Source organism: Achromobacter ruhlandii (assembly GCF_002082135.1).
Lineage (GTDB): Bacteria > Pseudomonadota > Gammaproteobacteria > Burkholderiales > Burkholderiaceae_B > Achromobacter > Achromobacter ruhlandii.
In genome coordinates this window covers 5080784-5107296 of the sequence record NZ_CP017433.1, presented here as the reverse complement: position 1 = coordinate 5107296, position 26513 = coordinate 5080784, and the positions used below count along the sequence as shown (strand labels likewise).

The window sequence follows — 26513 nt, the reverse complement described above, 5'->3', positions numbered from 1 at the left end:
TCCACCCTCGCCGGCGGGAGCCTCGGGAGAAGGGGGGCGGGCTCTAGCCTGGCACTCCTGCCCCCCGGGCATAGCGTGGTGGCGCTCCTGCCGCGTCAAGGGGCCATGTCCTCGCCCTGTGGGCTGCGGGCCGCGCCAACCCTTTGATCCGTCATCCGCTTGACAGCATCGCTACTAACGTCGTTTGGCCGGAAGAGGCATCAGGGGCGGCACCGGAAGTCGCAGCCCGAAGCGCAGCGCAGGGAACGGGTGAGGACTCCGGGCCCGTCCGGCAAGAACGGACGCGAGAGACTGCCGCACAGGTTTGAGGCGAACAGAAAGGCTGCCCGAATCGCTGCGCGCTGCGCTAATCGGGGCAAAAAAAAGCCTCGCCAAAGGCGAGGCCACCAAGTCGGAATGCCAACGTCACCGGACAAGAAGTCTGCCCATCAATCCGCGGCTCCCTCGCTCGAATCCGCCTGGCCGATCACTCCCAAAAACTCGCCCACCACCCGGTAGCGATGTTCGTCGTCTTCCCTATTGAGTTCAATCGGAAGCAAGTCCGGATTGGTGGATCGCGGTTTCAATAGGATCTGCTGATTCTCAGTCCCGTCTGCGGTTCGCACCTTGAAGCTCTGATATTCCTTCACCGTGTATCGCGAACCGGCGTCGCCGTCCTGTGTATCGGCACATTCCACTAGCACGATTTTTCCATTCCGGCTGCCGCCAGGGTTCAAGCGGAACAGGCAGATGGCGCCGTCGGGGATGACCTTGTTCATTGATTCACCGATGACATGACAAGCAAAAATATTCGTTCCCACGGGCATGTCAGCAGGCACCGCCACCCAGTTTTCATGTTCGACGTGTTGGAGCGCGCTGAAACCGCCAGCCGCCGCTCTCAGGTCATAGAGCGGGACCGCGTTGACGTAAGGTTCCAAGGGCTCGCCGTCAGGTCGCGGGAAAGCGATGACGTTGGATTTGTAGCTGTCCACGTGCCGCTTCAGATAGCGCCTCAAGCTATCGTCGCATGCGTAGAGAAACGTGCCGCGTATGCCGCGCAGCATGATGGTCCGGTAGATGTTCAGTATGTACTGCTTGAGCTCATCCGGATCTTCAATGGTCAGCTTACCGTTCCGGTCATGATAGTTGCGCGGGTCAATGACGATCTGGTCCAGCTCTTCGTCATAGCGAATTTCGTGGCCGAAGATTACGGCGGTGTAGTTCAGATCATAGCCTTGGGTGGTATGAATGCAGCCCACCTCGTCCGCGGCGCCTTTCGCGTTGATCCAATCCACAGTGGTGCTGTTCCACCGCAGCCGCACGTCACCGATCTCGATGTCATGTTGGTAGGGGGGCTTTCTGGAAACCCAGGGCCAGGAGAAACCGGCCACGAGCCGGGCCAAACCGTAGCTGGCGTCTCTTTGTCCTATCTCCTTCACCATGTCGGAGAGTTCGTCAAAAACCAGAAACTCATATTTGTTGGAGCTGAACTTCTCGTCAGCCGGAAGCCGCATGTGCAGGAGATCATCAACGAACCGCACGTAGTGCTGCCCGGCGCGTACACGGAACTGGGACGCCAGTGTTATGACCGTGCTGTTCGGCGAAGATTTGATCTCCTCGAAGTCGGCTGCCTCGGCATCGGATGGCTTGATGCTCTGGCCTGGGTCGTAGAAAAAGACGGCTTTGTCTGACTGGCGCGTCACCCAGTCCACCTCACTGCATGTATTCTTGTCCAGTCCAAGCACGGCGCAGGCCGCGTCGAAGCTCCCGAAGTAGGCTCCCAGGTTTACGCGCTTGCGCAAGCGATGCGACTCGTCCACCAGGACAATGTCATAGCGCCGCTTTGTCAGCTCGGAAGGACTGATCACCATATCGGCATGTAGGCCCGAAACGTTTCGGAACGCCTTCTTGAGCGTGCTCCTGAAGGAGCTCATGGGGACCACCAGGGCCATGCGCGGCTGTGGAATCGACTGCTTGATTTGCCGCAGCAGGTCTCGGACTTCCTTCTCTTCATCGGAAAATTCGCGCAGATCCAGTTCATCAAGGTCGGACTGAATGAGCTTGAATAGGAATATCGCCAATACCGATTTTCCGGTTTCGGCGCCTCCCTGGACCACGACATGTCTTAGCCGGGGATCAACCAGCGAGCGCATTATCTCGATCAGGCCTTGTTGTTGGTCGGCAGACAGAGATTTGTACGGCGAGTATTTAAAAACGTCGGAATTGTCGATGGCCTCGATCGACCGTTGAGCGATTCCGTGCTGACGCAGCCTGTCCCAGGTCTCCCGAAATATCCTGGAATAGAGTTCGTCCCTCTGATAGTAGTTGTGGTCGCTCAGCCCCAGGTTGCCGTTCAACATGCTGAATCGGCCATCGGCCGACATGTACTTTATGAGGGAAGACTCTATATCGAGAGTCGCTGACTTGTTGAAGCGTTCACTGCTGACGAGGTGTACCGTCGTCAATGATCGCTTCTGAGGGTGTTTGAGATGCGTACCCAGGCGAGCCAGCGTGTCCGTCGTCTCGCCGACGTAGGCGCAACGTGTCTTTCCATCGCTGAGGATATAAACAAGCGGCCAATTGTTCGCTGCGTATGCGTTGGTCTCGATTTCGGTCAGCGTTTCTACGGAGAACCGGTAACGGTTCACTTCGACAAGATGCGGCTGGGTCATAGCTCGTTGTATTTTTTCGCGGTTCCCTTTGCTTTCTGTACGGGGTACTTAAGTTCGTTCTTTTCGATCTTCTCCAGAACGATTTTCTTGATGTCGAAGTTGTACGTATCGGACAGCAGCAGCGCGTAAGCCAAGACATCGGCCAGCTCTTCTTTCACCCTTTCGCGATCGGCGGCTTCAGGAGGTTTCCATAGGAAAACCTCCAGCAGTTCGCTTGCCTCGATGCTGAGGGCCAAGGCCAGGTCTTTAGGGTTGTGGAATTGTTGCCAGTTTCGCTCATCACGAAACTGGCGTAGCCGCTGAATGACTTCTTCCATTTCCTGTCTTTGCGGATGTGATGTTGTTGGAATGCATGATAGACCGCTTGGCCTCTAGTTGCACTTTTGGCGTTTTTTTTGCGGGGAAGGGCGGATGCGTCACGAGGGGAGGCCCGCCAGTCCGCTTTTGGGGAGCAGCGACGTCGTTGTGACGGGGGTAAATTGCCGGGACGCCTATGCTTCGCCATCGCGGAAGCGGCATCCGGGTTTATCGATCGGGAGATTCCCTGATATCAGGGGAAGTGAAGAATCACACCCGATGCTTGCAAACACCGGCGATTCTAAAGATGGTGCCCGGGGCCGGAATCGAACCGGCACGCCTTGCGGCGGGGGATTTTGAGAGCGGCAATCCTGGACTTTCCTGGACTTTTTTAGACAGCCGAAAAATTATAAGTTATTGATTAATAAGTATTTATTGTCTACTGATGTCTGCTATAGTTTTATTCCATCTTGCGATAAACTGTGCACAAAACTGTGCACGAGATCAGCTAGATGAAAAAACAGATGACGTTAAAAACCGCGATTGAGACGATTAAACCGAGGCAATTTTTGCGGATTGAGTCGGTGTCGCCACGCGGTAGTCTTGAGATTAGAAAGGCAGCCAAAGACGGGATCACTTTTTATTATAGATTCACTCACGACGGTAAGCCGGATCGAGTGCAGATCGGTCTATATGACAAGCTCGCTCCGCCCAAGAGTGTCAATCCTACAAAGCAAGGTTACTCACTTTCTGCTGCTCGTTTTGCGGCGGCTGCTTTGGCAGCTCGGCACTATGAGGCCCGCGATGAAGGCGGCCTGCGGGGACTCTTGCAGCAGGCGAAAGCAGAGGTAGAGGCCAAACAAGAAGCAGAGGCCTTAGCTGCTGTTGCCAAGGGTTATACCTTGGAGAAATTGATGACCGTGTATGCAGATGGCCTGCGCAATCCTGCGACGGCTAAGGATACAAGGAACTCGGTTCAGAAGAACGTGAAGGTAGCCTTCCCCAAGATTGCCGCCACTCAGGCTAACCAAGTGACAACCGAGCAGATTTCGACTGTGCTACGCAAGATTTTGGAGGCGGGGCACAAAACGACTGCGAGACAGGTAAGGGCGTATCTTCATGCTGCATATGAGCAGGCCAGGAAGATCAATAACGACCCGGCTGCTTCCAAAAGGTACGCTCCGTTCAACGTCAAAATCAATCCGGTTTCTGATGTATCAAGTATCCCGAACTCCTATGGCGTGGACAAGAACCCGCTGATGCCAGAGGTGATGCGGGAGTATTGGAAGGTCATCAACGTCCCTGGCAGAGAGTCGGCGTTCCTGCGTTTGCACCTCTTGCTTGGCGGCCAGCGACTGGAACAACTGCTTCGGCTAAAGAGTGAAGATGTGCGCCCCAACGCTGTTGTCCTGGAAGATACCAAGGGACGCTCGGGCAATGTGCGCCTCATTCTCATTCCGTTGATTGAGGCAGCTGAGACGGCGCTTAACGAATTGCGGTACACAGAGGGCGAGTTTGCTTTTTCAATAAATCCAGGTACGCCCCTGAGTGCGACCACTCTGCGGCGCTGGGCCAAGAATGTCGTGGGAGATTCCATCGAGGGTTTCTCACTGAAGCGAGTGCGTTCTGGCGTGACCACCTTGCTGGCCAAGCTGAAGGTGCCGAAAGAATTTCGTGATGAGCTTCAGTCTCATGGCCTGTCGAGCGTGGAGAAGCGGCACTACAACCTCTATGAGTACTTCGATGAGAAGAAAGAGGCGCTACAGGCGATGTATGACTTTCTGAATGCGTCTGGCGAAGAAAAGGAGCGGGAGCGCCGGCCGCGGGAGCGACGTGCCAGAACAAAGTCGCTAACAGGGCTTGGTGCCTGGAGGAAGCAGAGGCGCTAAAGTGTACGAACCCAGACTCGATCTGACATACACTGTCATCTCAAGTCACAACTGAGCTCCAATAGCCGCTTTCGGCCAGAAGCGGTCATCGGCGATTCTCTTTGGTGCCGTACATCAGGCGGGCTGGTTGCCAACCTTTCGAGCGGAGAAGGATGAGGGAGGCCAGCACGAAACTGACGTCCCATGTCGGCACGCTCATCCTTCCCGCTGATTCCTGTATTTCACGGCGAGCATGCTACCCCTTAAATTTCTCCAGGCGGTATGCGGAGTCTTCCAGTTGAGTCGCGCTGGGAGAATTGCCTGCCAGCATCCACCGCTTCGCTAACTTCAGGTCCCGCGCAGCGTTGACGGCGATCACAGAATGAAGCCGGCCGTCGCGAATCTGGAAGAGGCTGAACTTGTCCCCTGTCATGTCACCCCGAACGACATAGGGTTCTTCGGCAGAGGGCAATCCGAGCACCTGTAAATTTAAATTGCATTGATCCGACCAAAACCATGGGATCTCGGCTACCGAAGCAGGCAGCCCCGCCAGGGATCGTCCCACCGCAATACCTTGGTTCTGAGCGTTCGCCCAGGACTCGAAACGGATACGCGCGCCAACTTGTGTACTTGGCCAGCCGCAAGGTTGGTTTGCCACATCACCCACCGCGTAGATATCCGGGTCAGACGTGCACCCAAATGCGTTGACCAGGATGCCATTGTCGACGTCCAGCCCGCATTCGACAGCAAGCTCAACGCCTGGCGCGAGGCCCACTCCTATCAGCACTAGGTCTACCGTCTGCCGGCCCTGGCTGGTAATGGTGTCGAGGCTCCCATCTGAACTCCGCTCGATGGCCAAGAGTGAGCTGTTTAGCCTGATGTCGACACCGTTATCGCGATGCCTTTGCATCAAGAAATCCGAGATCACGGGCGGAACAGATCGCGCACACAAGCGGGTGTTTTCTTCCAGCAATGTCACCTGCGCGCCGAGCTGAGTGGCCGTCGCGGCGACCTCCAGACCAATCCAGCCGCCACCAAGAACAAGCAATCTGCCGCCGCCAGCTCGCTTTAGCGCGATCCGTACTTTCATCGCGTCGTCCCAACTCCGCAGTGTATGGACGCCGGGGAGCTCTATGCCAGGAAAATTAGGAACGCGGGCGCGGCCCCCTGTGGCAATAACAAGCTTGTCGTAGGAAATATGGTCGCCACTGGACAAGGAAACTACCTTGCAATGCCTGTCGATCCCAGTTGCCCGGATACCGAGCCGCAAGTCGATTCCAACCGATTGCGCCTGCTCAACAGATAGCAGATACGCCGGTTCGATTTCCGAACCGGCCAGTATGCTTTTGGACAATGGAGGACGCTCATATGGTGCGAGCGCTTCTTCTCCGATCAGGGCAACCTCGGCATCGGGCATGTGCTCGCGCACGGTGCGTGCAACCCAGGCGCCGGACTGACCGGCGCCGATGACCACAGTTTTCATTTCGATTTCCTAGCGGGCCGCGGGACGCAAATAGATGACCCCGCCCTCCACCTTGATCTCATGGCAATGCAAATCCTGCGTGCAGGGAGCTCCTTTCGCCTTTCCCGTACGAATATCAAAAGTGCCTTCGTGAAGGGGGCATTCGATTAGACCGCCCTCCTGAATAAGGCCATCCGACAAGGCCGCGTCGCCATGGGTACATTGGTTATCAGTGGCGAAGACTTCGCCGTCCAGGTTGTAGAGGCAAATTTTCTGCCCATCGACCTCTATGGGTAAAGTCTCCTCGCCTTCGATATCTGTGTACGGTGCCACGTTGATCCAGCTCATGATTGTGACCCCTTCTGTAGTTCGTCCGTCATCAAGTCGATGTAATGGTTTTCCATGTGGTGCAGCGCCTCTTCCAGCGGCGCCATCGGGCCAGGCTGGAAAAATCTTGACCCCGAAGCGTTTTGCAGCGATTCAACCATCACCGCGTCCTCTGCGATGATTTGTTTAACAAAGGCTCGATACTTAGTCAGCTCTTCCTCGTAGTTGGGAATGGAGAAGGCCGCTTCGGGGAAAAGCAGATAGCAGACGACGCGTGTTTCGTTGGGCGAGATCGGCCAGACGTGCCACATGCGCAGGCTGTCCGAGCGCATGGATAGATTCAGATTGGGATAGATCCCTGCCTTGCAGGCGATGCCGGACGACTTGTCGGTTGCCCACGGCAGCGTGGGGAACACCTGCTGGCCGCTTGTGGAGTGGGGCCGCGCTTCGTACTGCGTGTGCCAGCCGCCATTGGCCTCGAGCTGAAATTTTAGCTTCTCGCCTTTAACGAAGCCGCCAAAAGTACTTTTATGAATCACACCAACGTGATAGATGTCGATGAGATTCTCGACGAGAAATTTCCAATTGCATTTGACGTCGATCTCGACCTTATCCGCGACCTTGCACTCGCCAGACTGAAACCACCACAGTCCTTTCTCGTACGGCGCGATGTATTCCTCGAATGACATGGGACGTTCGGCGAAATTGGTGAAGATCCAGCCGCGCCAGATCTTGACCGGCAACGGCTTGAGCCGGGCGCCGCTCATGTCGACTTCGGATTCCTTCATGCCCGGTGCCGCAATTAGCTTGCCACCGACGTCGAATAGCCAGGCGTGATAGGGACAGCTGAAGTCCTTGGCGTGGCCACACCCACTGGCAACAGCCACCCCTCGATGCAGGCACATGTTCATGCACACCTGGATTTCGTTTTCGGCCGGTCGCGAAATCAGGATGGGCTCGTTCATGACGCTGAAAGTCATGTAGTCGCCGACATTCGGAATTTCTTCGACGCGGCCGACGGAAAGCCAGTGTGTCATGAAGATGCGCTCTTTCTCCAGCGCATAGATTTCTTCGGAGCTGTAGACGCCGCCGGGCAAATGGCGCGCACGCAGAAGGCTCTCGCGGGTTTTCTCGAAGCGGGGCGATAGCTCTCTCAGCTGGATGGTAGCGGTTTGCATCTGGTGTCTCCGTGGTTAGTTAATACTGTGGAAAGAAGTTTATGATTGACATCGATCGATGTATAGATCGACTATAAAATCGATATAAAATTACGCGACAATGACCCCAATATTCGAAGAGGAAACTGCCCATGAGTAAGCCGCACCAGTCTTCCGACGATGCCGTCGCGCTCACTCCCGGCGAAACCGGCCGCCGCGTCAACGACGTGGACTATGTGCGCCGTGACGAAGCCCTAGCCATGTTGGGAATCAAGAAGGAATCGCTTTACACATATGTCAGCCGTGGCCTGATCAAGACGCTGGCCGAGCCCGGACGGCGCACCAGCCTGTATCGCAAATCCGATCTAGAGAAGCTCAGTACCCGCGTCGGCGCCAAAGGCGGCGGAGCGCCAGTGGCTCAGTCGCTGCGTTATGGCGAACCGGTAGTGCAGACTTCTATTTGCGAAATCAGCACGGCAGGGCCGAGGTACCGCGGGCAGCCAGCCACGACCCTGGCCCGGGAAGGCCGTTCGCTGGAATACGTGGCGGACCTTTTGTGGGGCGGTCTGCCGCCGGCGCGCGATCGTCCGTGGACAGTCATGGAAGATGAATCGGCCGAGATGCTGGGCAAACTGGCCTCGATGCCGCAGCAGGCCGACGCCTTTTCGCCAATCCGTGTCCTGGCGATGGCAGCGCTGCAACTCAGCGCGCTGGAGGCCGCTGGCGACGCTCGCGGCCATGGCGATGCACGCGTGAGCGGATTGCGGCTGATCAACGCGTTTTCCGGAATATCCGGATACTTTGGGCCGGACCACGCTTACGCTACCGTGATGGCCGACGAATTCGTGGCGTGGCGCGTGCTGCGTGGCTTCGGCCTGGCCGGGCGGCCGGACGCGGACCAATTGCTTGCGGCGATCAACGCTGCCCTGGTGCTCAGTGTGGACAACGAACTGTCGGCCCCCACCTTTTGCGCACGCATCAGTTCTTCCACCGGCGTCGACATGTACGCCTGCGTGGCCTCGGCATTGATGGCCCAGGCCGGCCCCATGCAGGCTGGCGGCATGATGGATCTGGAGCAGTATTTGGCCGAGGTGTTATGCGGCGACCGTCCGATGGCGTACACGGGCGTGCCGTGCTTCGGCCATCCCTTGTACGATCGTGACCCTCGAGCCGAGCTGCTGCTGGAGATGGTGCGCGACCTGTCGGGCGAGGCGGCGACGCGGGAGCGGCTACTCGAATTCGTCGACGCGGTGCATCGCAGAACCGGCGCCTACCCCAATTTGTTCGCCGCATTGGTGATTTTGGCGCACGTACTAGGCCTGCCTGCAGGCGCGGCGGTGTATTTGCACTGCCTTGGCCGAACCGCCGGCTGGGTGGCCCATGCAGCTGAGCAACGGCTGTCCGGCGTCATGCTTCGCCCGCGCGCGCGCTACGTGGGCGCGCGTCCGGCTGGCTCATTCTAGGATTTGTCCGGCAATTAGCTGACGCAGCCATTTGTGTGCCGCGTCGGTATGCGCGCGACGGTGCCAAAACTGTCGCACCCGCGCCTTAGGCATTCTAAAGGGCAGCGGATAGGCCTCCAGCCCTTCCATGCCTTTAACTGCGTTGCCCGGCACTGTGGCGATCAAGTCCGATTGCAGGACGATAGCAGCGCAGCGGTGGTAGTGCGTGACGGTGAGCTTCACGTCGCGTCGCTGCCGGCGGCCAGACAGCGCTTCTTCCACCAGGGCATCAGTGCTGCCCGCGGTGGACACCACATGCTGCTGGGAGAGGTAGAGCGCCAACGTGAGCTTGCCCCCCAGGCCTGGGTGGCCCTTGCGCGCGATGCAGAAATAGCGGTCGTCGAACAGATGCTGCTGGTAGAAGCCGGTATGCAAGAAGCTGATGTTGCCGATTGCCAGGTCGGCTTGGCCGCTTCGCAAGGCCGGGGCATAGTCGGCCAGGGGGATGCGCGAGGCTTCAATGCTCACTCCCGGCGCGACGGCCGCCAGGGCACGCATAAGCCGTGGCAGCACCACCATCTCGCCGACGTCGGACATGAGCAGGTGGAACATGCGGCTGCTAGAGGCTGGACGGAAATCGCCGACATGCTCGAAGCAGGTCTCAATGCCGGTCAGAGCGGTCTCAAGCGGCGCAAATAAGCCATTGGCGAGGGCGGTGGGCTCCATCGCGCGGCCCGAGCGTGTAAATAGGGGGTCATTGCACTGTTCGCGCAGGCGGCGCAGTGCATTGCTCATAGCCGGCTGAGTCAGGCCGATGGCGGTGGCAGCGAGCGAAACGCTGCGCAGTCGATACACCATCACAAACACCCGCAATAGGTTCAAGTCGAAATTCTTGATATTCATGGCATGAATTGAGGAACGTTCGATCATTGATTTGACCATAGCCAGGCCGCACCGCGAACATCCAGGCTATGCGTACTTTGATCGAAAGGTAGAAGTCATGTCGGAAGCAATAGAGGAAGTACCGGTCTTGATCGTGGGCGGCGGACCCGTCGGCTTGGCCATGAGCATCGACCTAGCGCGGCGCGGTGTGCACTCAGTGTTGCTGGAGCAGGGTGACGGCACGATCGAGCATCCCCGCACCGGGCTAGTGGCGATACGCACAATGGAGGCATTTCGCATGTGGGATATCGCCCATCAGGTGCGGGAATGCGGTTTTCCGGAGGACTACAACCTGTCGATGGTGTTCTGCACTTCGCTGAATGGCCTGCTGCTGGACCGCGAGCCATATCCTTCCATGCGCGACAGCCCCACGCCGCCCGAGACACCCGAGAAGAAGCAGCGCTGCCCCCAGTTATGGCTACAGCCCATACTCACCGAAGCCGCGCTAGCCAGTCCGCAGGCCCGCATCCTGTTCGAGCACCGTTTCCTGCGCCTGGAGCAACACGGTGAAGCGGTATCAGTCGACGCAGTCGACACGCGTACTGGCGCGACGAAATCATTCCGCGCACGTTATGTGCTCGGGTGCGATGGCGCCACCAGCCAGGTTCGCGAGCAACTAGGTATAGCTTTGCAGGGCCGGTTGCTGAGCTATTCGGTCAATATCCTCATCCGGGCTGAAGGCCTGGCCGACCGGCACGCAATGGGACAAGCCGAGCGCTACATGTTCGTCGGTCCCGACGGCATGTGGGGAAATCTCACAGTCGTGGACGGCGCTGACATTTGGCGCCTGACAGTGCTGGGTTCGGAGGAAAAGATGGACCTGGCGTCGTTTGACGCCGAGTCCTGGGTGCGGCGTGCGCTAGGTGGCCCGGGCGCGCCCGAAATCGAGTTTGAGGTCCTCTCGGTCACGCCGTGGCGGCGCAGCGAGATGCTGGCCGACAGTTATGGCCACGGGCGCATATTCCTTGTGGGCGATTCGGCACACACTATGTCGCCGACCGGCGGAATGGGGATGAACACCGGCATACAAGAGGTGCTGGACTTGGGCTGGAAGCTGCAAGGGATGCTGGAAGGCTGGGGTGGTCACAATCTGCTGCGAAGCTATGAACTCGAGCGCCGCCCGATCGCGCAGCGCAACACCAGCTTTTCCACGCAGAACTTCCGCGCCTGGCAAGACACGCCCGATCCCAGCGCCGTATGCGACGACACGCCTGCGGGCGCACGCACCCGCGCGGCACTGGGCCGGAGGCTGCGCGATTCAACGCGAGTCGAGTGGGAGTCGATGGGGCTGCAGATCGGCCACCGGTACGAGCAGTCACCAATATGCGTTCCAGATGGCACACCGCCCGTGCCTGACGACTTCCGGATCTTCGTACCTAACGCACGTCCCGGAGCCCGAGCTCCTCATGCATGGCTGAAGGATGGGCGGTCGACCCTAGATCTGTTCGGCGAGTCGTTCGTGCTGCTCGATTTCGGCGGGGATGAATCTCCAGATGTGCATACTCTGCTGGCCGCGGCGCAGCGCACGCGCGTGCCGCTGCGACGAGTGGTCCTGGATGAACCGGAGGTGGAGCGCCTGTACGCGGCCAAGCTCGTACTGGTGCGGCCCGACGGGCACGTCGCGTGGCGGGGGGGGGCAGTCGGCGACGCCCGGCGCATCATTGATGTAGTGCGGGGCGCCACCTGAGGGTCGGTGGTTCCGCAAAAACACGACAAAATACCGAAGGAGACAAAAATGAATCAATCCACCAAGCGAAAATTTCTGCGCACCGCACTCTGTGGCCTAGTTGCCGGGTTCTGTCTGCCTACATCGGCGGCGCACGCCGCAGACGAGGGTTATCCGAGCCGGCCCATCAAGTTCGTAGTGCCGTATACCGCCGGCGGCAGCAACGATGTGGTGGGCCGTGTGCTCGCGCAAAAGTTGTCCACGTACTGGGGGGTGCCCATCATCGTAGAGAACAGGCCAGGCGCGGGCGGCAACCTGGGCGCGGCGCAGGTCGCACGTTCTGCGCCGGACGGCTATACGTTCCTGGTCACGCCAAATAACCTGCTGACGATGAATCCTTATATTTATAAGAAGACCGGCGTGGGCTACGACCCGATCAAAGATTTCGCTCCGGTGTCGCTGATGGCGACTGGACCGATCCTACTGGCGACCAATGCCAAACTGCCGGTAAATTCTGTGAAGGATCTGATCGCATATGCCAAGGCAAATCCGGGAAAGTTGAGTTATGCGTCCGCCGGCATCGGGACGCCGCATCATCTCAGCGCCGAGTTGTTCAAGTCGCTGACCGGCATAGACATGGTGCACGTGCCCTACAAAGGGGCGGTGCCGGCGATCAGCGACCTGACTGCGGGCCGCGTTGATGTCATGTTCGGGATTCCCAACAGCCTGACGCCCTTCGTAAAGACCGGTCAACTGAAAGCATTGGCAGTCAGTGGCCTAAAGCCCTCCTCCCTTCTACCCGAGCTGCCCACCGTGGATGCGTCCGGCGTACCCGGCTTCGACTCCTCACTGTGGATCGGCCTCACCACGACGGCCGGCACACCGTCAGCGGTGATCACCAAGGTTTCCCAGGGAATTGCACAGGCCATTCACGATCCAGAGGTGAAAGCTAGTCTAGAGGCGCAGGGGCTATCTCCGGTTTCGAGTACGCCGAAGGAACTCACGGGGCTGATCGAGCACGATGCTGCGCGCTGGTCCAAATTGATCGACGAGCGCCAGCTGACCGCTGACTGATACGTCGACACCTCCGATCTTCTTGATTTTGAGAGCTGGTGCTCCATCGAAAAGGCGCTTTCGGCAACTGGGAAAACCCGAAGCTCCAACTAACCTTAAACGCAGACCGGTCTGTCTCTCTCGGGCCGCGCAGTTGTGCTGCGGCGGCGGATTCGTCCATGGTGGCAATGTTTGAGCGTAGTGAGTCGGTGCAAGTGTCTTCACGCGCTGGTCTGGAAGCTGACGACTACGGTCGTCAGCTTCCGGCCAGGAGCGGACGCCGACGACACCCGCGCCCCAGAACGAATGAGCGGCTCCCTCGCGCTATGCATTTCCAAATGCGTTATCATTCGCCTCGATTAATGAAAATACGAATTAGTTTCGTTTACAAAACCTGGACGGAGAGGCCCCACCGCCGCGGGTCGGAATGAAAATGCAGTCTGAAGGATACGGTGAACGGATGGCGCCGTCTTCGCGCAATCCGCCTTCCGACATTGTGGCCCAGCCCCCGGCGGACGGTGCAATGAAAGCCGATTTCGACAGCTTGCAGCAGGCCGCCGACTGGTTTGCGTTGTTGCGTGCGGATAGCGTGACCGAGGGGGACAGGACGGCTTGGCAAACTTGGCTGCACGAACGGGCCGAACCCGCGACCGCGTGGCATCACATCGAAGCTGTCAGCCAGCGATTCGGGCCGCTGCGCCAAGGGGGGGCAGAGGCGGCGCTGGCGGGTGCCGCCATGGCGCGCAAGGCTGCGCTCAAGCGGCGCCAACTGCTCAGCACCGGCGCCGTCGTGTTGGGCACGAGCGTGTTGGGCTGGCTGGGCTGGCGTCACACGACGCTCCCCGGCCTGGCTTTAACGTTTGCCGCCGACTATTCCACGGGCACCGGAGAACGGCACGACCTGCTGCTGGCAGACGGATCAAGAATCTGGCTCAACGCCCGCAGCGCCCTGGATGTGGACTACCGCGACGCCGTGCGCCGCTTGACGCTGCGGTCAGGAGAGATCCTGATCGAAACCGCGCCCGACCTTGCGCACCGGCCGTTCTATGTCGAGTCGCGCTTTGGACGGCCGCCGATGCAATGCGGGTCAAGGTCCAGACCGAAAGGGAATCGTACCGTCCAAAATCCCCGCGTCACATCGGGCGTTGATCGGTGCCTTGCGGGCGTCCGACACGCTCCACGCGGTCGATGAACTGCCGCAGCGGCTCCATGATTTCGCCTTCGGGTCGCAGTAGATAGGTCGTCAGCGAAGCGGTCTCGTCGGCCAGCGACCGCACGACGACATCGGCCTGATGGCAACCCGCCAGATGCGCCGCGCTCGAAAAGCCCACGCCGTAGCCGGCGGCCACGAGGGCCAGCATCAGGGAATGGGTCTTGACGTACTCGGCTACCGTCGGCTGCGCATCCACCGTGCGGAGCAGCCGTTCGCGCTGCCGGCTGCAACCTTCGCAGACCTGGGGATCGCACAGCACCAGCGGATAGCTCGCCACTTCCTCCAGCGGCACTTCCTCGAAAGCCAGCAGCGGATGCCTGGCGGGCAAAGCCACCACCAGCGGGTCTCGCCACACCGGCATGGCGACGATGCCGGCGTCCATTTCACCAGCCAATGCAAAACCTGCGTCATACAAGTCGTTGCGCAGTCCAGTCACCAACTGCGCCAGTGGCGTTTCAAGTATCCGAATGCCGACCTGTGGTGCCTCCTCGCGGCAAAGCGCAAGCAACGCCGACAAGCGGGCCTGCCCCATGTCACCAGATAGTGCGATGCGCAGCGTGTTCCGCTGGTTCGCTGCGGCGCGTGCCTTGGTCTGCGCTTGGTCGAAGGCCAGCAGTACGCGCCGGGCTTCTTCGAGGAAGACCTGTCCCGCCGGTGTGAGACGAACACTGCGTGGCAAGCGGTTGAGCAGCGGCACCCCTAAATCCGCCTCCATCTGGCGGATCGTGCGCGACAGTGGAGACTGTTCGATGTGCAGCCGTCGAGCAGCCCGGCCGAAGTGCAGTTCCTCGGCTACGGCGATGAAGCAGCGAAGATGGCGTAAGTTCATGCTTTCTCCCTGCCGATGTGATCAGTCCATATCATCGTAGGGAGCCGAATAGTGCGGAGGATTCACCTCTGTATCGAGATGAGAGCCATCCTGGGGGGGTGATGCTCGGATGCTTTTCGCCCATGTCGGCGCCTACGGCGAAGCTCTCGTTCGAGATCGCCCAGCTGCGACGCCTGAAGTTCGGCAAGAAGAGCGAGCAGCTCGATGCCGAACAACGCGCGCTGTTCGACGAGGCTCTGGACGCCGACCTTGCCGCGGCTGAGGCGCAGCTCCAGGAACTGCTGGGCAAGAAGAAGCCGCCGGCTACGCCTGGCGCGATGCCTAAGCGCACCGCCTTGCCGGCGGACCTGCCGCGCGTGGACTGCCACCACGAGCCCGAGAACACCCGCTGCGCGTGCGGCTGTGCGCTCAAGCGCATCAGCGAGAAGCTGGACTACACGCCGGGCGTGTTCACGGTCGAGTGCCACATCCCCGGCAAGTGGACCTGCGCATAGGTGCCGAACGCTGACCCAGGCGCCGGTCCCGGCGGAGATCATCGCCAAGGGCATCCCCACCTCCGGGCTGCTCGCGTAGGTGCTGGTCGCAAAGGACTCCGACCATCTGCCGCTTACACGGTCGTCCCTAGGCAAGCAGGAATAAGCTGCGTGAGTGAATCGGGAGGTTTGCGTAGCTGATGGCTGGCCAGCAGCGATCTGCGCCGGCGGCTTCACCGGCACGAAGCGCATGTGCGGGCGGGTTGCAGCCTCGCAGATCGCTGCGGCATCGGCCGCACCGTTCTTGCGTCCCTTGCCGGCCATGCGGTAGGGCGTGACGAAGTGGCCTGCAATCAGCCGCGCATCCAGCCCATAGCCGCGCAGCTTGCGTGCCCAGTGATGCGCACCGCCGCAGGCCTCCAGGGCCACCAGGCAGCCGGGATGCAGCTCCACGCACCAGGCCGCAAACTTGTCAGCGGCCAGCGCCTTGGCAACTACCACGCGCGCATCCACCGCATGCACCTAGATAACCCGCTTGGCCAGATCCGCCCCGACTCGGGCAATCTCGTTCATGGACTTCCCCTTTCACATGGCTGCAGATTGATGACTTGGGGAGCACCATCGCGGTGGCAGCCAACATTTGTTTCCTGGCTGCTTACGATTGAGTCACATCAATCGGCCAGCAGATCGCTGGATGTTAACTCTTGACTTTCGGCGTGTTGTGCGCAATAACTTGCAAGAATTTCCTCAGGCGAGGCCGCGTGACGACGGAACTTGTGGGGTGGTATGACAGCGCGCCAGCAGGCGATCTTCACGCTCGACGAGTTGGCTGCCTACTTGAAAGTCGGCAAGCGGACGCTTTACCGGCTCGCCTCGCACGGGGAGATTCCGGCCTTCAAGGTCGGCTGGACGTGGCGGTTTCGTCAAAGTGAAATCGATCGATGGATCAATGATCAGATCCAAGCAGGCAGAAAGAAGGAGGGGATACGCACAGATGAGCAGCCAAAGTCAGCGGAACACTCCGTGTCGTCTGGGCGCGCTGTCCGTCGCCGCAGGCAAACGGAGTGAGCGAGAGTCTTCAATTTTTCTTCTGGAGGTGTGACATGGACATTGATTTCAAGAAATTGGCTCCCTGGAACTGGTTCAAGAAGGAGCAGGAAGAACAACAGAGCACTGCCTCGCTCCCGGTGCTGCGCAATGACCTGCCGGTGGCGGGTGGGCCCGTCAGTCCCATCCTGCAATTGCATCGCGAGATCGACCGCCTGTTCGACGACGCGTTTCGAGGCTTCGGTTTCCCGACGCTGGCCATGCCACGCTGGCCGTCGGACTGGCCAGGCATGCTGAAGCCGGCGCTGGACATCCAGGAGACCGACAAGCAGTACAAGATCGCCCTGGAAGTACCCGGCATCGAGGAAAAAGACATCCAGATCACGCTCGACAACGACGTGCTGCTGGTGCGCGGTGAAAAGCGTCAGGAGCAGGAAACGAACGACGGCGGTTTCCACCGGGTGGAGCGCTCCTACGGCAGCTTTCAGCGCGCTCTGAACCTACCGGCCGATGCCAACCAGGACACGATCAAGGCCGCTTTCAAGAACGGCGTGCTCACGATCACGATGGAAAAGCGCGAGGCCAGTACGCCCCAGCAGGGGCGCTCGATCCCGATCAACGGCTGACGCGGGGCAGCGCGTTTTTCTCAAAAACCACAAAGAGATGAGGCACCGTGATCGGCGGTGCCTCGTCAGATCAATCTTTACAGGAGCATCAGCATGGCCAGAAAACAATGCGAAGTCTGCGGCCAGCCCGCCACGGTGCGGGTGGAAGCCAATCTCAATGGTCGCCACAGCACCATGCTGTTGTGTGACGATCACTATCGCCAACTGGTGCGCCAGCAAAAGCGCACCGTCTCACCGCTGGAAGCCTTGTTCGGCTCGCGCAGCGGGCTGTTCGAAGACTTCCTTGGCAGCGACTTCTTCCGCATCGGTGACGACGCACCGTCCATGGCGGCCGATACCGACGAGGTCGTCGATGCCTCGTTCGGCGAACCCGCCCCGGCCGGTACGGGCGCCGCGCGCCGTCGCGGCAGTGGGCTCGCCAGCCGTATCAGCGAACAGTCCGAGGCCCTATTGCAGGAGGCCGCCCGACACGCTGCAGAGTTCGGGCGCGCCGAAGTCGATACCGAACACCTGCTGCTGGCGCTATCCGACAGCGACGTGGTCAAGACCATCCTGGGGCAGTTCAAGATCAAGGTCGATGACCTCAAGCGCCAGATCGAATCCGAAGCCAAGCGCGGCGATAAGCCGTTCGAGGGCGAGATCGGCGTGTCGCCCCGGGTCAAGGACGCGCTCAGCCGTGCTTTCGTGGCCTCCAACGAACTCGGCCACTCTTATGTCGGGCCGGAGCATTTCCTGATCGGGCTCGCCGAGGAAGGCGAAGGTTTGGCGGCCAACCTGCTGCGCCGTTACGGCCTCACGCCGCAAGCGCTGCGCCAGCAGGTAAGCAAGGTGGTCGGCAAAGGGGCCGAGGATGGCCGCGCCGAGACGCCGACCAACACGCCGGAACTCGACAAGTATTCGCGCGACCTCACCAAGATGGCGCGCGAGGGCAAGCTCGATCCGGTCATCGGCCGCGCGCAGGAGATCGAGACGACCATCGAAGTGCTGGCCCGGCGCAAGAAGAACAACCCGGTGCTGATCGGCGAACCCGGCGTCGGCAAGACCGCCATCGTCGAAGGGCTGGCGCAGCGCATGGTCGCCGGCGAAGTGCCCGAGACGCTGCGCGACAAGCGTCTGGTCGAACTCAACATCAACGCCATGGTGGCAGGCGCCAAGTACCGCGGCGAGTTCGAGGAGCGCGTGCAGAAGGTGCTCAAGGAAGTGACCGAGCACCAGGGCGAGCTGATTCTCTTCGTCGACGAGGTGCACACCATCGTCGGTGCAGGCCAGGGTGGCGGCGAAGGCGGGCTGGACGTGGCCAACGTGTTCAAGCCGATGATGGCGCGCGGCGAACTGAACCTGATCGGCGCCACCACGCTCAACGAGTATCAGAAGTACATCGAGAAGGACGCCGCGCTGGAGCGTCGCTTCCAGCCGGTGATGGTGCCCGAGCCGACGGTAGCGCAGACCATGATGATCCTGCGCGGCCTGCGCGACACCTTCGAGGCGCACCACAAGGTCAGCATCACCGAGGATGCGATCATCGCTGCCGCCGAGTTGTCGGACCGCTACATCACCGCGCGCTTTTTGCCTGACAAGGCCATCGACCTGCTCGACCAGGCGGCCGCACGCGTGAAGCTGTCGGCCACGGCCCGCCCGGTGGCGGTGCAAGAGCTGGAGTCCGAACTGCACCAGCTGCGGCGTGAGCAGGACTATGTGGCCTCGCGCAAGCAGTACGACAAGGCCGCCGAGCTGGGCAAGCACATCGAGGCCAAAGAGGCCGAACTCAAGAAGCTTGTCGAGGAATGGGAACGCGAGCGCGCCTCGGGCAGTGCCGAAGTCAAAGCCGAGCATGTCGCGCAGATCGTCTCGCGCCTGACCGGCATTCCGGTCAACGAGCTGACGGTGGAAGAACGCGAGAAGCTGCTGCATCTGGAGCAGCGGCTGCACGAGCGCCTCGTGGGCCAGGACGAAGCGGTGCGCGCGGTGGCCGATGCCGTGCGGTTGTCGCGCGCGGGCCTGCGCGAAGGCAGCAAGCCGGTGGCGACTTTTCTGTTCCTCGGGCCGACCGGCGTGGGCAAGACCGAGCTCGCCAAGGCGCTGGCCGAGTCCATCTATGGCGATGAAGGTGCGCTGCTGCGCATCGACATGTCCGAGTACGGGGAACGCCATACCGTGGCACGCCTGGTGGGGGCGCCTCCGGGTTACGTCGGCTACGACGAGGGTGGCCAGCTCACCGAGAAGGTGCGGCGCAAACCCTACAGCGTGTTGCTGCTGGACGAGATCGAGAAGGCTCACCCCGACGTCTACAACATCCTGCTGCAGGTGTTCGACGACGGGCGGCTCACCGACGGCAAGGGCCGGGTGGTGGATTTCACCAATACCATCATCATCGCCACCTCGAACTTGGGCTCGGACATCATCCAGCGTCGGCTGAAGGCCCGTGGCGCCGCCGGCGAGGAATACGAGAAGACCAAGGGCGAGGTGATGGACGTGCTGCGCGCGGACACTTCCGCCCCGAGTTCCTCAACCGCATCGACGAGATCATCGTCTTCCATGCGCTGGGCAAGGAGGAGATCCGCCATATCGTCGGCCTGCAGCTCGATCGTGTGGCCCGCAACGCCGCCAGCCAGGGCGTGACGCTGACCTTCGATCAGACCTTGATCGATCACTTCGCGGAGGAAGGCTACAAGCCCGAGTTCGGCGCGCGTGAGCTCAAGCGGCTGATCCGCAGCGAGCTGGAAACTGCTCTGGCGCGCGAGATGCTGGGTGGCGGTATCGGCAAGGCCGATCACGCCAGCGCCCGCTGGGACGACAAGGCCGAACGGGTGGTCTTCGAGCGCCAGGAGCCACCCGCGAAGCCGGCCGAGCCTGAGAAGCCCGATGCCGCGAACGTGGCCGAGACGCCGCCGAGCGACGCGAGCAAGCCTGCGCGCAAGAAGAAGTCAGCGGGCGGCGAATCTTGAGTCATGGGGAGGCTGTCGTGTCCGACCCCAACGGGCTGACATGGGCAGCCACCCTCGTGTCGCTGGCGGTCGCTATCCCCACAGCGGGGCACGCGGTCATCTACAAGCGTGACCCTCGATCGGCCACGCTGTGGGTGCTGCTGATCGCGCTGTTGCCGCTGGGCGGTTCGCTGCTGTATGGGCTGTTCGGCATCAACCGTTACCAGCGGCGGGCGCGGCGGCTGTTTCCGGGGGCAGATCCTGCTGTTCGGCAGGACCTCGCGCCTACGATGCCCCAGGCCGTATCGGCGCCGTTTGCCGGCCTGGCGCACCTGGTGGGACGTGCCACCGGCCAGTCGCTGACCAGCGGCAACCGCATCGAGCCGCTCGTCGATGGCGAGCAGGCCTACCCGGCCATGCTCGCTGCCATCGAGTCGGCGCGGCACAGCGTCGCGCTGGCTTCGTACATCTTCGACAGCCAAGGCATCGGGGCGCAGTTCGTCGATGCGCTGCGCCGGGCTCATGAGCGCGGCGTGCAAGTGCGGGTGCTGATCGACGACGTCTATGCCCGCTGGAGGCCCCGCAGCGCTTACCGCGCCTTGCAACGCGCCGGCGTTCCGGCGGCGACGTTCAACCCGACGTTGATTCCCGCGCGCCTGCATGCCGCGCATCTGCGCAATCACCGCAAGCTGCTGGTGATCGATGGCGAGACGGGTTTCACCGGCGGCATGAACATCTTCAGCCCGTATTGGCGGCCCGATGCGCCGGAGCAGGCCTGTCACGATTTGCACTTTCGTCTGCGCGGGCCGGTGGTTGCGCATCTGATGCGGTGCTTCACCGATGATTGGTGCGATACCACGGGCGAGCGGCTCAGCAAGGGTTTCTGGGGCGAACCGCCCGCAACGGCTGATGAGCAAGGAACCTCTTGGGCGCGCGGCATCGAGGCCGGTCCCGATGAGGCCCTGGACAGGATGCGCTGGACCTTCATGGGCGCTTTGAGCGCGGCGAAGCATTCGGTGCGCATCTGGACACCTTACTTCGTGCCCGATCAGCCGATGATCGCGGCGCTGAGCACGGCCGCGTTGCGCGGCGTGCGCGTCGAGGTGCTGACGCCCGCAAACGGCGACCATCCCACGGTGCAATGGGCCGCGCGCGCCCACTACTGGCAGGTGCTGGAGCACGGTGTACGCATCTTCGAACGGCCTGGCCCGTTCGACCACAGCAAGCTGATGCTGATAGACGGCCAGTGGTGCTGCCTGGGTTCGGCCAATTGGGATGCGCGCAGCCTGCGCCTCAACTTCGAGTTCAATGTGGAGGTGTACGACACCGCGCTGTCTACGCGGCTGGAATCCCTTTTTGATGCCGCTCGTGATGCGTCGGGCGAGATATCGGCGAAGGCGTTGCGCGCCCGCCCGCTGGCCATCCGCTTGCGCGACGGGGTGGCCCGTCTGTTCACCCCCATTCTCTAGCGACACGACTTGCGAGGAACATTGCCCATGGAAAAGAAAGATCAATGGAACATGGGCTACTGGATCGTCGCCGGCCTGTTGCTGCTGACGCTGCAGAACTACTGGCAGGCGGCCAAGACCGTCGAGCCCGTGCCCTACAGCGAATTCGAGAAGGCGCTGGCCGAGGGGCGCGTCGCCGAAGTGCTGGTGTCGGACCGCACGGTCACCGGGCGCCTGAAATCGCCGGACAGCCGGGGCAAGACCACCATCGTGGCCACCCGTGTCGAACCCGACCTGGCCGAGCGGCTGTCCAAGTACGACGTGCCCTATGCGCGGGTGGTGGAAAGCACCTGGCTACGTGATGTGCTCTCCTGGATTCTGCCGGCGGTGGCCTTCTTCGGCGTCTGGTTCTTCCTGTTCCGCCGCTTCGCCGAGAAGCAGGGCATGGGTGGCTTCCTGAGCATCGGCAAGAGCCGTGCCAAGGTATTCATGGAGAAGAACACTGGCGTGACCTTTGCCGATGTCGCTGGCGTCGATGAAGCCAAGGCGGAGTTGGTTGAGATCGTCGATTTCCTCAAGAATCCGCAGGAGTATGGACGGCTCGGGGCGCGCATCCCGAAAGGTGTGTTGCTGGTTGGCCCGCCCGGCACGGGCAAGACCCTGCTGGCCAAGGCCGTGGCGGGCGAGGCCGGGGTACCGTTCTTTTCCATCTCAGGCTCGGAGTTCGTCGAGATGTTCGTCGGCGTGGGTGCAGCGCGCGTGCGCGACCTGTTTGAGCAGGCCCGCGGGCAGGCGCCGGCCATCATCTTCATCGACGAGCTCGATGCGCTGGGCCGCGCGCGTGGCGTCGGCGGCCCCATCGGCGGCCACGACGAGCGCGAGCAGACCCTCAACCAGCTGCTCACGGAGATGGACGGCTTCGACAGCTCGGTCGGGCTGATCATCCTCGCCGCAACCAACCGCCCCGAAATCCTCGACCAGGCGCTGCTGCGCGCCGGTCGCTTCGACCGTCAGGTGCTGGTGGACCGGCCCGACAAGAAGGGACGGCTGGACATCCTGAAAGTCCACGTCAAGAAGGTGACGCTGGCTCAGGATATCGATCTCGAACAGGTGGCTGCGCTGACCACGGGCTTTTCGGGTGCAGACCTCGCGAACCTGGTCAACGAGGCCGCGCTGGCCGCGACCCGGCGCAAAGCGTCCGCCGTGGAGTTGCAGGATTTCACCGCCGCCATCGAGCGCATCGTGGCGGGCCTGGAGAAGAAGAACCGAGTGCTCAATCCCAAGGAGCGGGAAACCGTGGCCTATCACGAGATGGGCCATGCGCTGGTGGCGCTGGCGCTGCCCGGCACCGACCCCGTGCACAAGATCTCAATCATCCCGCGCGGCATCGGCGCGCTGGGCTACACGCTGCAACGCCCCACCGAAGACCGCTTCCTGATGACGCGCGCCGATCTGGAACACAAGATCGCCGTGCTGCTGGGCGGTCGTGCGGCCGAGAAGCTCGTGTTCGGGGAGCTGTCCACCGGGGCTGCCGATGACCTCGCACGGGCCACCGACATTGCCCGCGACATGATCACCCGCTTTGGCATGGACGAAGGACTGGGCTACATCGCCTTCGAGGCGCAGCGGCCACGCTTTCTCGATACACCGGAACTGGCCCACGGCGGCTGCCGGGTGGCCGAATCTACCCAGGCGCGCATCGATCAGGCCATCCGCGACATCGTGATGGGCGTGTTCGAGCGCGCCTACCGGATCCTCGACACCAACCGCTCGGTGCTGGAGCGTTGTGCGCGCGAACTGCTGGCGCGGGAAACGCTCGACGAGAACGACATCCTTCAATTGACCCAAGGACTTGTTCTTGATGGAAACGAAAAGTAGTAGGCGCTATTCAGAGTAAGCCGACGGCTCTGTTCAGTGCGTCATCCAATTCGTCGGCATTGTTCAAGGAGAACCGATATGTCTGCATTGACTCCGTGGGACCCCTTCCGGGAACTGGATGAATTGCAAAACCGCCTGGCGACGATGTTCGGACGAATACCCCAGCGACAGGGCGCCCGTACCGGCAACGAAGCCATGACCACGGCGGACTGGGCACCAATGGCGGACATCAGCGAGGATGAGAACGCATTCCTCCTCAAGCTGGATCTGCCGGAGGTCCCCAAGGATGCCGTGCGCGTCAGCGCGGAAAACGGTGTGCTCACCATCAGCGGCGAGCGCAAACTGGAAAAAGAGGAGCAGGGCAAGAAGTTCCACCGCATCGAACGTGCGTATGGCCGCTTTGTGCGCAGCTTTGTCTTGCCTGACAACGTTGATCCGACCAAGGTGACGGCTTCCATGAAAGACGGCGTGCTGGAAGTGCGGCTTGTCAAGGCCGAGCAAGCCAAACCGAAACAGATTGAAATCTCAGTCAACTAACTTCAATCAAGAGCCCAAGATCATGAATATCAAACAGCCACAATACACCTTCTCCGCACTTGCCCTGGCGGTCGTCGTCGGACTGAGCGGACCGGCTCAGGCCCAATCGGCGGCAGGTTCTAGCCCAGGTGCTGCAGCACCCTCTGCCGCATCCAAGGCGGCGCAGCCACAGGTAGATGACAAGGCCGCCCGGGAAGCCGAAAAAAAGCGTGCTGAGCTCACTCAGGACGCCATCACGGCGCTCACCAAGACCCAGGAGGCTTTGACACTCCTTGATGCAAAGAAGACCAAGGAGGCGCTCGCTGCGCTGGAACTGGCCAGCGGAAAGCTGGAACTGGTATTGGCACGCGACGCCAAACTTGCTTTGGCGCCGGTCGATGTACGCGTCATCACCCACGATATCCACGCCAACGTGGAATCGGTGAAGAATGCGGTCAAGTTGTCTCGGGAGTTGTTGGGTGATGGCGAGGTGCAAAAGGCCCGGCCCATCGTCGCCAATCTGGCCAGCGAAATCGTGATCGAAACCGACAACCTGCCGATTGCAACGTACCCGGCAGCGATCAAGTCGGCCGCACGGCTCATCGACAGCGGCAAGATCGACGACGCCAAGGCGGAACTCGCCCGAGCACTGAACACGCTGGTGGTGACCTCGGTCGCCTTTCCTCTGCCCATGCTACGGGCTGAAGCCGCGATGGCAAAAGCTGAAAAGCTGGCCGAGACCGACAAGCGCGATGCCAAGCAGAACGAGGAGCTCAGCACCTTGCTGTCGTCCGTGCGCACGGAGATCTCGATGGCGCAGATCCTGGGTTATGGCAAGAAGGCGGATTTCAAACCCATCTTCGATCAGGTGAAGTCCATTGAGCAAAAGTCGGCTGGTGGCAAAAGCGGCAAGGGATGGTTCGACGAGTTGAAGACGCGCATCCAAAATCTGTTTTGAGGTGATGAAGGGGCTGACTTCTCTGTCGGTCAGTCTCGCGATGTTCGCATTCAGCCCCAATAGATTCGCCTATTTTCACTATCTCATACGAGGCATATCACCATGAATGAGCAAACACCGAATCCCAATGCGACGAACGAAGGAATAAACGAACAGGCCGCGGTAAGCAGCCTTCCTGTCAGTCCAGAGTCCAAGCCTGAAGTCGTCACGGAGGTACAGCCTGAGGTTCAGAAAGAAACGGACTCGCAGGCGGCAGACAAACGTAAACAAGTCCTCGATGAGGCAGTCTCGGCCTTGTCGCTGACCAAATCAGCGCTGGCCGCACTTGACGGCAAGGACACTGCACGCGCATTGGCAACGCTGGCCGAAGTGACGGGAAAGCTGGAGCTGATCGTTGCGCGCGAACCCACGCTCGCCCTGGCCCCCGTTGATGTGCGCACCATCGTGCACGACTTGTTCGCCAACACGGAAACCATTGAGGCGATGACCGACGAGGCGCTGGATGCCCTCAAACATAGCGAGGTGCAACAGGCTCGCCACGTGCTGGCTTTGCTGGCCAGTGAAATCGTGATCACGGTCACCAACATCCCTTTGGCGTCCTATCCCGCAGCCGTGAAGGCAGTCGTGCCGCTGATCGATCAGGGCAAGATCGAAGAAGCCAAAGCCGCGCTGCAGTCAGCGCTCAGTACGCTGGTCGAGGAGCGCAGCGTGCTTCCGCTGCCCGTCCTGCGTGCGAAGCTGCTCCTGAAGCGCGCCGAGACCTTGGTAGAAGATGGTCAGCGGAGCGAAGCGTCCAATGAGCGCCTGGAGACATTATTGAACGAAGCGCGGCAGCAGTTGGAAATGGCAGAACTGCTGGGCTATGGAAAGAAGAAGGACTTTGAGCCCCTGTATGCTGAACTCAAGAAAGTCAAGCAAAAGACGGCTGGGGGAGGCGGCGGAAAAGGCTGGCTCGATGAAATCAAGGCAAAGCTGTCCAAGTTGTTCTGAAACCGCTGGATAGGGCGTAAGAGGGGCGCGTCGCGCCCTCTCTCTTGTCCCATGAGTGTTTGATTTTTTATTTTGTAGATCTTTAGGAGATATTGCATGAACACAGACACCATCGCCAATTCCAATGCGGATGACCCCACCAAAGCACTGTGTTCGCTGAGCCAAAATTGGTGGCTTTTTGTGCTGCGCGGTGTCTTGGCATTGATTTTTGCAGCCCTCGCGTTCTGGATGCCACAATCGGCTCTGTTGGCCATGACCATCATGTTCGGCGCATTTTCCTTGGTCAATGGCGCGTTCAACTTGTTTGCAGCGGTGCGCCATATCCAGAAAAAAGAGCGCTGGGGCTGGCTGCTGTTCAGCGGCATTGTCGGCATACTTACGGGCGTCGTCGTCCTGGTTGCTCCTTGGGTCGCCACGATAGTCTTGGCTTCTTTTTTATGGGCTAGCGTGGGCTTCTGGGCGATTTTCACCGGTGTGCTGGAGATATCCGCCGCCGTTCGGCTGCGTCGGGAAATCAAGGGTGAAATCTGGCTTGCCCTCAGTGGACTGCTCTCGATTATCCTTGGCGCTATCGTCTTGTGGACACTTTTTACCCGTCCGGTCGAGTCATTCGTGGCCGCAGGCTGGCTGTTGGGCTTCTATGCGGCAGTCTATGGTGTCACGCTTTTGTTCTTGAGTTGGCGTCTTCGCAAAACGCGCCAGGGATAAGAGCGGGTCAAACTAGATTCTATGGATATGAGCATTTT

20 protein-coding genes and 3 pseudogenes are annotated in these 26513 nt (G+C 60.6%); 15 read left to right on the top strand and 8 right to left on the bottom strand.

Features of this window, described 5'->3' with window-relative positions; all coding sequences use genetic code 11:
- Positions 1-428: 428 nt before the first annotated feature.
- Both AruCF_RS23110 and AruCF_RS23105 read right to left on the bottom strand, forming a co-directional pair.
- Positions 429-2651, bottom strand: a complete 2223-nt coding sequence (locus tag AruCF_RS23110; RefSeq protein ID WP_083036895.1) for a DNA/RNA helicase domain-containing protein — start codon at positions 2649-2651, stop codon at positions 429-431.
- Positions 2648-2968, bottom strand: coding sequence for a nucleotide pyrophosphohydrolase (locus AruCF_RS23105; RefSeq protein ID WP_049076465.1), 321 nt, complete (start codon positions 2966-2968; stop codon positions 2648-2650). Before AruCF_RS23105 ends, AruCF_RS23110 begins: the two co-directional genes overlap by 4 nt.
- A 492-nt stretch (positions 2969-3460) precedes the next feature.
- Between AruCF_RS23105 and AruCF_RS23100 the strand changes: the two genes are divergently transcribed.
- Positions 3461-4837, top strand: coding sequence for a tyrosine-type recombinase/integrase (locus AruCF_RS23100; protein WP_144419170.1), 1377 nt, complete (start codon positions 3461-3463; stop codon positions 4835-4837).
- 235 nt (positions 4838-5072) lie between these two features.
- Here AruCF_RS23100 and AruCF_RS23095 read toward each other — a convergent pair whose 3' ends face one another.
- The 3 genes from AruCF_RS23095 to AruCF_RS23085 are packed head-to-tail and all read right to left on the bottom strand — an operon-like array spanning position 5073 to position 7783.
- The gene (locus tag AruCF_RS23095) at positions 5073-6299 is read right to left on the bottom strand and encodes an NAD(P)/FAD-dependent oxidoreductase (RefSeq protein ID WP_083036894.1); all 1227 of its coding nucleotides are present in this window, start codon (positions 6297-6299) and stop codon (positions 5073-5075) included.
- A gap of 9 nt (positions 6300-6308) precedes the next feature.
- Positions 6309-6626 carry a non-heme iron oxygenase ferredoxin subunit gene (locus AruCF_RS23090; RefSeq protein WP_049076458.1) on the bottom strand — a complete coding sequence of 106 codons (318 nt, stop codon included), beginning with the start codon at positions 6624-6626 and terminating at the stop codon, positions 6309-6311.
- Entirely contained in the window at positions 6623-7783 is a 1161-nt protein-coding gene (locus AruCF_RS23085; protein WP_049076456.1) for an aromatic ring-hydroxylating oxygenase subunit alpha, read from the bottom strand. The genes AruCF_RS23090 and AruCF_RS23085 overlap by 4 nt, the downstream gene beginning before the upstream one ends.
- Positions 7784-7914: 131 nt before the next feature.
- On the opposite strand from AruCF_RS23085, the gene AruCF_RS23080 reads away from it, so the two are divergent.
- A complete protein-coding gene (locus AruCF_RS23080; protein WP_049076454.1) occupies positions 7915-9225 on the top strand; it encodes a citrate/2-methylcitrate synthase in 1311 nt (436 codons plus the stop codon).
- Here the strand turns inward: AruCF_RS23080 and AruCF_RS23075 are convergent.
- A complete protein-coding gene (locus tag AruCF_RS23075) occupies positions 9217-10134 on the bottom strand; it encodes a LysR family transcriptional regulator (RefSeq protein WP_235432707.1) in 918 nt (305 codons plus the stop codon). The two genes, AruCF_RS23080 and AruCF_RS23075, sit on opposite strands and share 9 nt — an antisense overlap.
- Positions 10135-10267: 133 nt before the next feature.
- Here AruCF_RS23075 and AruCF_RS23070 point away from each other — a divergent pair, with 133 nt between their 5' ends.
- From AruCF_RS23070 to AruCF_RS23060, 3 genes are all read left to right on the top strand, one after another.
- Positions 10268-11833, top strand: a complete 1566-nt coding sequence (locus tag AruCF_RS23070; protein WP_235432706.1) for an FAD-dependent monooxygenase — start codon at positions 10268-10270, stop codon at positions 11831-11833.
- Positions 11834-11881: 48 nt separating this feature from the next.
- A complete protein-coding gene (locus AruCF_RS23065; protein WP_049076451.1) occupies positions 11882-12886 on the top strand; it encodes a Bug family tripartite tricarboxylate transporter substrate binding protein in 1005 nt (334 codons plus the stop codon).
- A gap of 502 nt (positions 12887-13388) precedes the next feature.
- Entirely contained in the window at positions 13389-14057 is a 669-nt protein-coding gene (locus tag AruCF_RS23060) for a FecR domain-containing protein (RefSeq protein ID WP_083037082.1), read from the top strand.
- Here the strand turns inward: AruCF_RS23060 and AruCF_RS23055 are convergent.
- Positions 13999-14907: a LysR family transcriptional regulator gene (locus tag AruCF_RS23055; protein ID WP_083036892.1), complete on the bottom strand. Its 909-nt coding sequence runs from the start codon at positions 14905-14907 to the stop codon at positions 13999-14001. The genes AruCF_RS23060 and AruCF_RS23055 overlap by 59 nt on opposite strands.
- A gap of 140 nt (positions 14908-15047) precedes the next feature.
- Here AruCF_RS23055 and AruCF_RS23050 point away from each other — a divergent pair.
- A pseudogene (locus AruCF_RS23050) lies at positions 15048-15477 on the top strand (transposase domain-containing protein); the annotation flags it as partial.
- A 116-nt stretch (positions 15478-15593) separates the two neighbouring features.
- Here AruCF_RS23050 and AruCF_RS30260 read toward each other — a convergent pair.
- Positions 15594-15806, bottom strand: a pseudogene (locus tag AruCF_RS30260) (IS110 family transposase); the annotation flags it as partial.
- Between the two features lie 360 nt (positions 15807-16166).
- On the opposite strand from AruCF_RS30260, the gene AruCF_RS23040 reads away from it, so the two are divergent.
- The 9 genes and pseudogenes from AruCF_RS23040 to hdeD-GI all read left to right on the top strand — a co-directional run bounded on the left by AruCF_RS23040 (position 16167) and on the right by hdeD-GI (position 26475).
- Entirely contained in the window at positions 16167-16448 is a 282-nt protein-coding gene (locus AruCF_RS23040) for a helix-turn-helix domain-containing protein (RefSeq protein ID WP_049076450.1), read from the top strand.
- Between the two features lie 35 nt (positions 16449-16483).
- Entirely contained in the window at positions 16484-17053 is a 570-nt protein-coding gene (locus AruCF_RS23035) for an Hsp20/alpha crystallin family protein (protein WP_049076449.1), read from the top strand.
- A gap of 93 nt (positions 17054-17146) precedes the next feature.
- A pseudogene (gene clpK, locus AruCF_RS23030) lies at positions 17147-19998 on the top strand (heat shock survival AAA family ATPase ClpK).
- A gap of 17 nt (positions 19999-20015) precedes the next feature.
- On the top strand, positions 20016-21446 hold the full coding sequence (cls, locus tag AruCF_RS23025; RefSeq protein ID WP_049076447.1) for a cardiolipin synthase: 1431 nt from the start codon (positions 20016-20018) through the stop codon (positions 21444-21446).
- A 27-nt stretch (positions 21447-21473) separates the two neighbouring features.
- Positions 21474-23303, top strand: a complete 1830-nt coding sequence (gene ftsH, locus AruCF_RS23020) for an ATP-dependent zinc metalloprotease FtsH (RefSeq protein ID WP_049076445.1) — start codon at positions 21474-21476, stop codon at positions 23301-23303.
- A 78-nt stretch (positions 23304-23381) separates the two neighbouring features.
- Complete coding sequence (gene hsp20-GI / locus AruCF_RS23015; RefSeq protein ID WP_001275372.1) at positions 23382-23840, top strand: small heat shock protein sHSP20-GI; 459 nt, start codon at positions 23382-23384, stop codon at positions 23838-23840.
- A 22-nt stretch (positions 23841-23862) separates the two neighbouring features.
- On the top strand, positions 23863-24777 hold the full coding sequence (gene yfdX1, locus AruCF_RS23010) for a heat resistance protein YfdX1 (protein ID WP_049076443.1): 915 nt from the start codon (positions 23863-23865) through the stop codon (positions 24775-24777).
- 102 nt (positions 24778-24879) lie between these two features.
- Positions 24880-25767 (top strand): heat resistance protein YfdX2, encoded by an 888-nt coding sequence (gene yfdX2 / locus AruCF_RS23005; protein ID WP_049076441.1) that lies wholly within the window; start codon positions 24880-24882, stop codon positions 25765-25767.
- Positions 25768-25863: 96 nt separating this feature from the next.
- Complete coding sequence (gene hdeD-GI / locus AruCF_RS23000; protein WP_049076439.1) at positions 25864-26475, top strand: heat resistance membrane protein HdeD-GI; 612 nt, start codon at positions 25864-25866, stop codon at positions 26473-26475.
- Positions 26476-26513: the final 38 nt, after the last annotated feature.

Coding starts and splice junctions, on each gene's coding strand:
- AruCF_RS23110 (WP_083036895.1), bottom strand. CDS start 2,651: ATGACCCAGCCGCATCTTGTCGAAGTGAACCGTTACCGGTTCTCCGTA.
- AruCF_RS23105 (WP_049076465.1), bottom strand. CDS start 2,968: ATGGAAGAAGTCATTCAGCGGCTACGCCAGTTTCGTGATGAGCGAAAC.
- AruCF_RS23100 (WP_144419170.1), top strand. CDS start 3,461: ATGAAAAAACAGATGACGTTAAAAACCGCGATTGAGACGATTAAACCG.
- AruCF_RS23095 (WP_083036894.1), bottom strand. CDS start 6,299: ATGAAAACTGTGGTCATCGGCGCCGGTCAGTCCGGCGCCTGGGTTGCA.
- AruCF_RS23090 (WP_049076458.1), bottom strand. CDS start 6,626: ATGAGCTGGATCAACGTGGCACCGTACACAGATATCGAAGGCGAGGAG.
- AruCF_RS23085 (WP_049076456.1), bottom strand. CDS start 7,783: ATGCAAACCGCTACCATCCAGCTGAGAGAGCTATCGCCCCGCTTCGAG.
- AruCF_RS23080 (WP_049076454.1), top strand. CDS start 7,915: ATGAGTAAGCCGCACCAGTCTTCCGACGATGCCGTCGCGCTCACTCCC.
- AruCF_RS23075 (WP_235432707.1), bottom strand. CDS start 10,134: ATGATCGAACGTTCCTCAATTCATGCCATGAATATCAAGAATTTCGAC.
- AruCF_RS23070 (WP_235432706.1), top strand. CDS start 10,268: ATGAGCATCGACCTAGCGCGGCGCGGTGTGCACTCAGTGTTGCTGGAG.
- AruCF_RS23065 (WP_049076451.1), top strand. CDS start 11,882: ATGAATCAATCCACCAAGCGAAAATTTCTGCGCACCGCACTCTGTGGC.
- AruCF_RS23060 (WP_083037082.1), top strand. CDS start 13,389: ATGAAAGCCGATTTCGACAGCTTGCAGCAGGCCGCCGACTGGTTTGCG.
- AruCF_RS23055 (WP_083036892.1), bottom strand. CDS start 14,907: ATGAACTTACGCCATCTTCGCTGCTTCATCGCCGTAGCCGAGGAACTG.
- AruCF_RS23040 (WP_049076450.1), top strand. CDS start 16,167: ATGACAGCGCGCCAGCAGGCGATCTTCACGCTCGACGAGTTGGCTGCC.
- AruCF_RS23035 (WP_049076449.1), top strand. CDS start 16,484: ATGGACATTGATTTCAAGAAATTGGCTCCCTGGAACTGGTTCAAGAAG.
- ftsH (WP_049076445.1), top strand. CDS start 21,474: ATGGAAAAGAAAGATCAATGGAACATGGGCTACTGGATCGTCGCCGGC.
- hsp20-GI (WP_001275372.1), top strand. CDS start 23,382: ATGTCTGCATTGACTCCGTGGGACCCCTTCCGGGAACTGGATGAATTG.
- yfdX1 (WP_049076443.1), top strand. CDS start 23,863: ATGAATATCAAACAGCCACAATACACCTTCTCCGCACTTGCCCTGGCG.
- yfdX2 (WP_049076441.1), top strand. CDS start 24,880: ATGAATGAGCAAACACCGAATCCCAATGCGACGAACGAAGGAATAAAC.
- hdeD-GI (WP_049076439.1), top strand. CDS start 25,864: ATGAACACAGACACCATCGCCAATTCCAATGCGGATGACCCCACCAAA.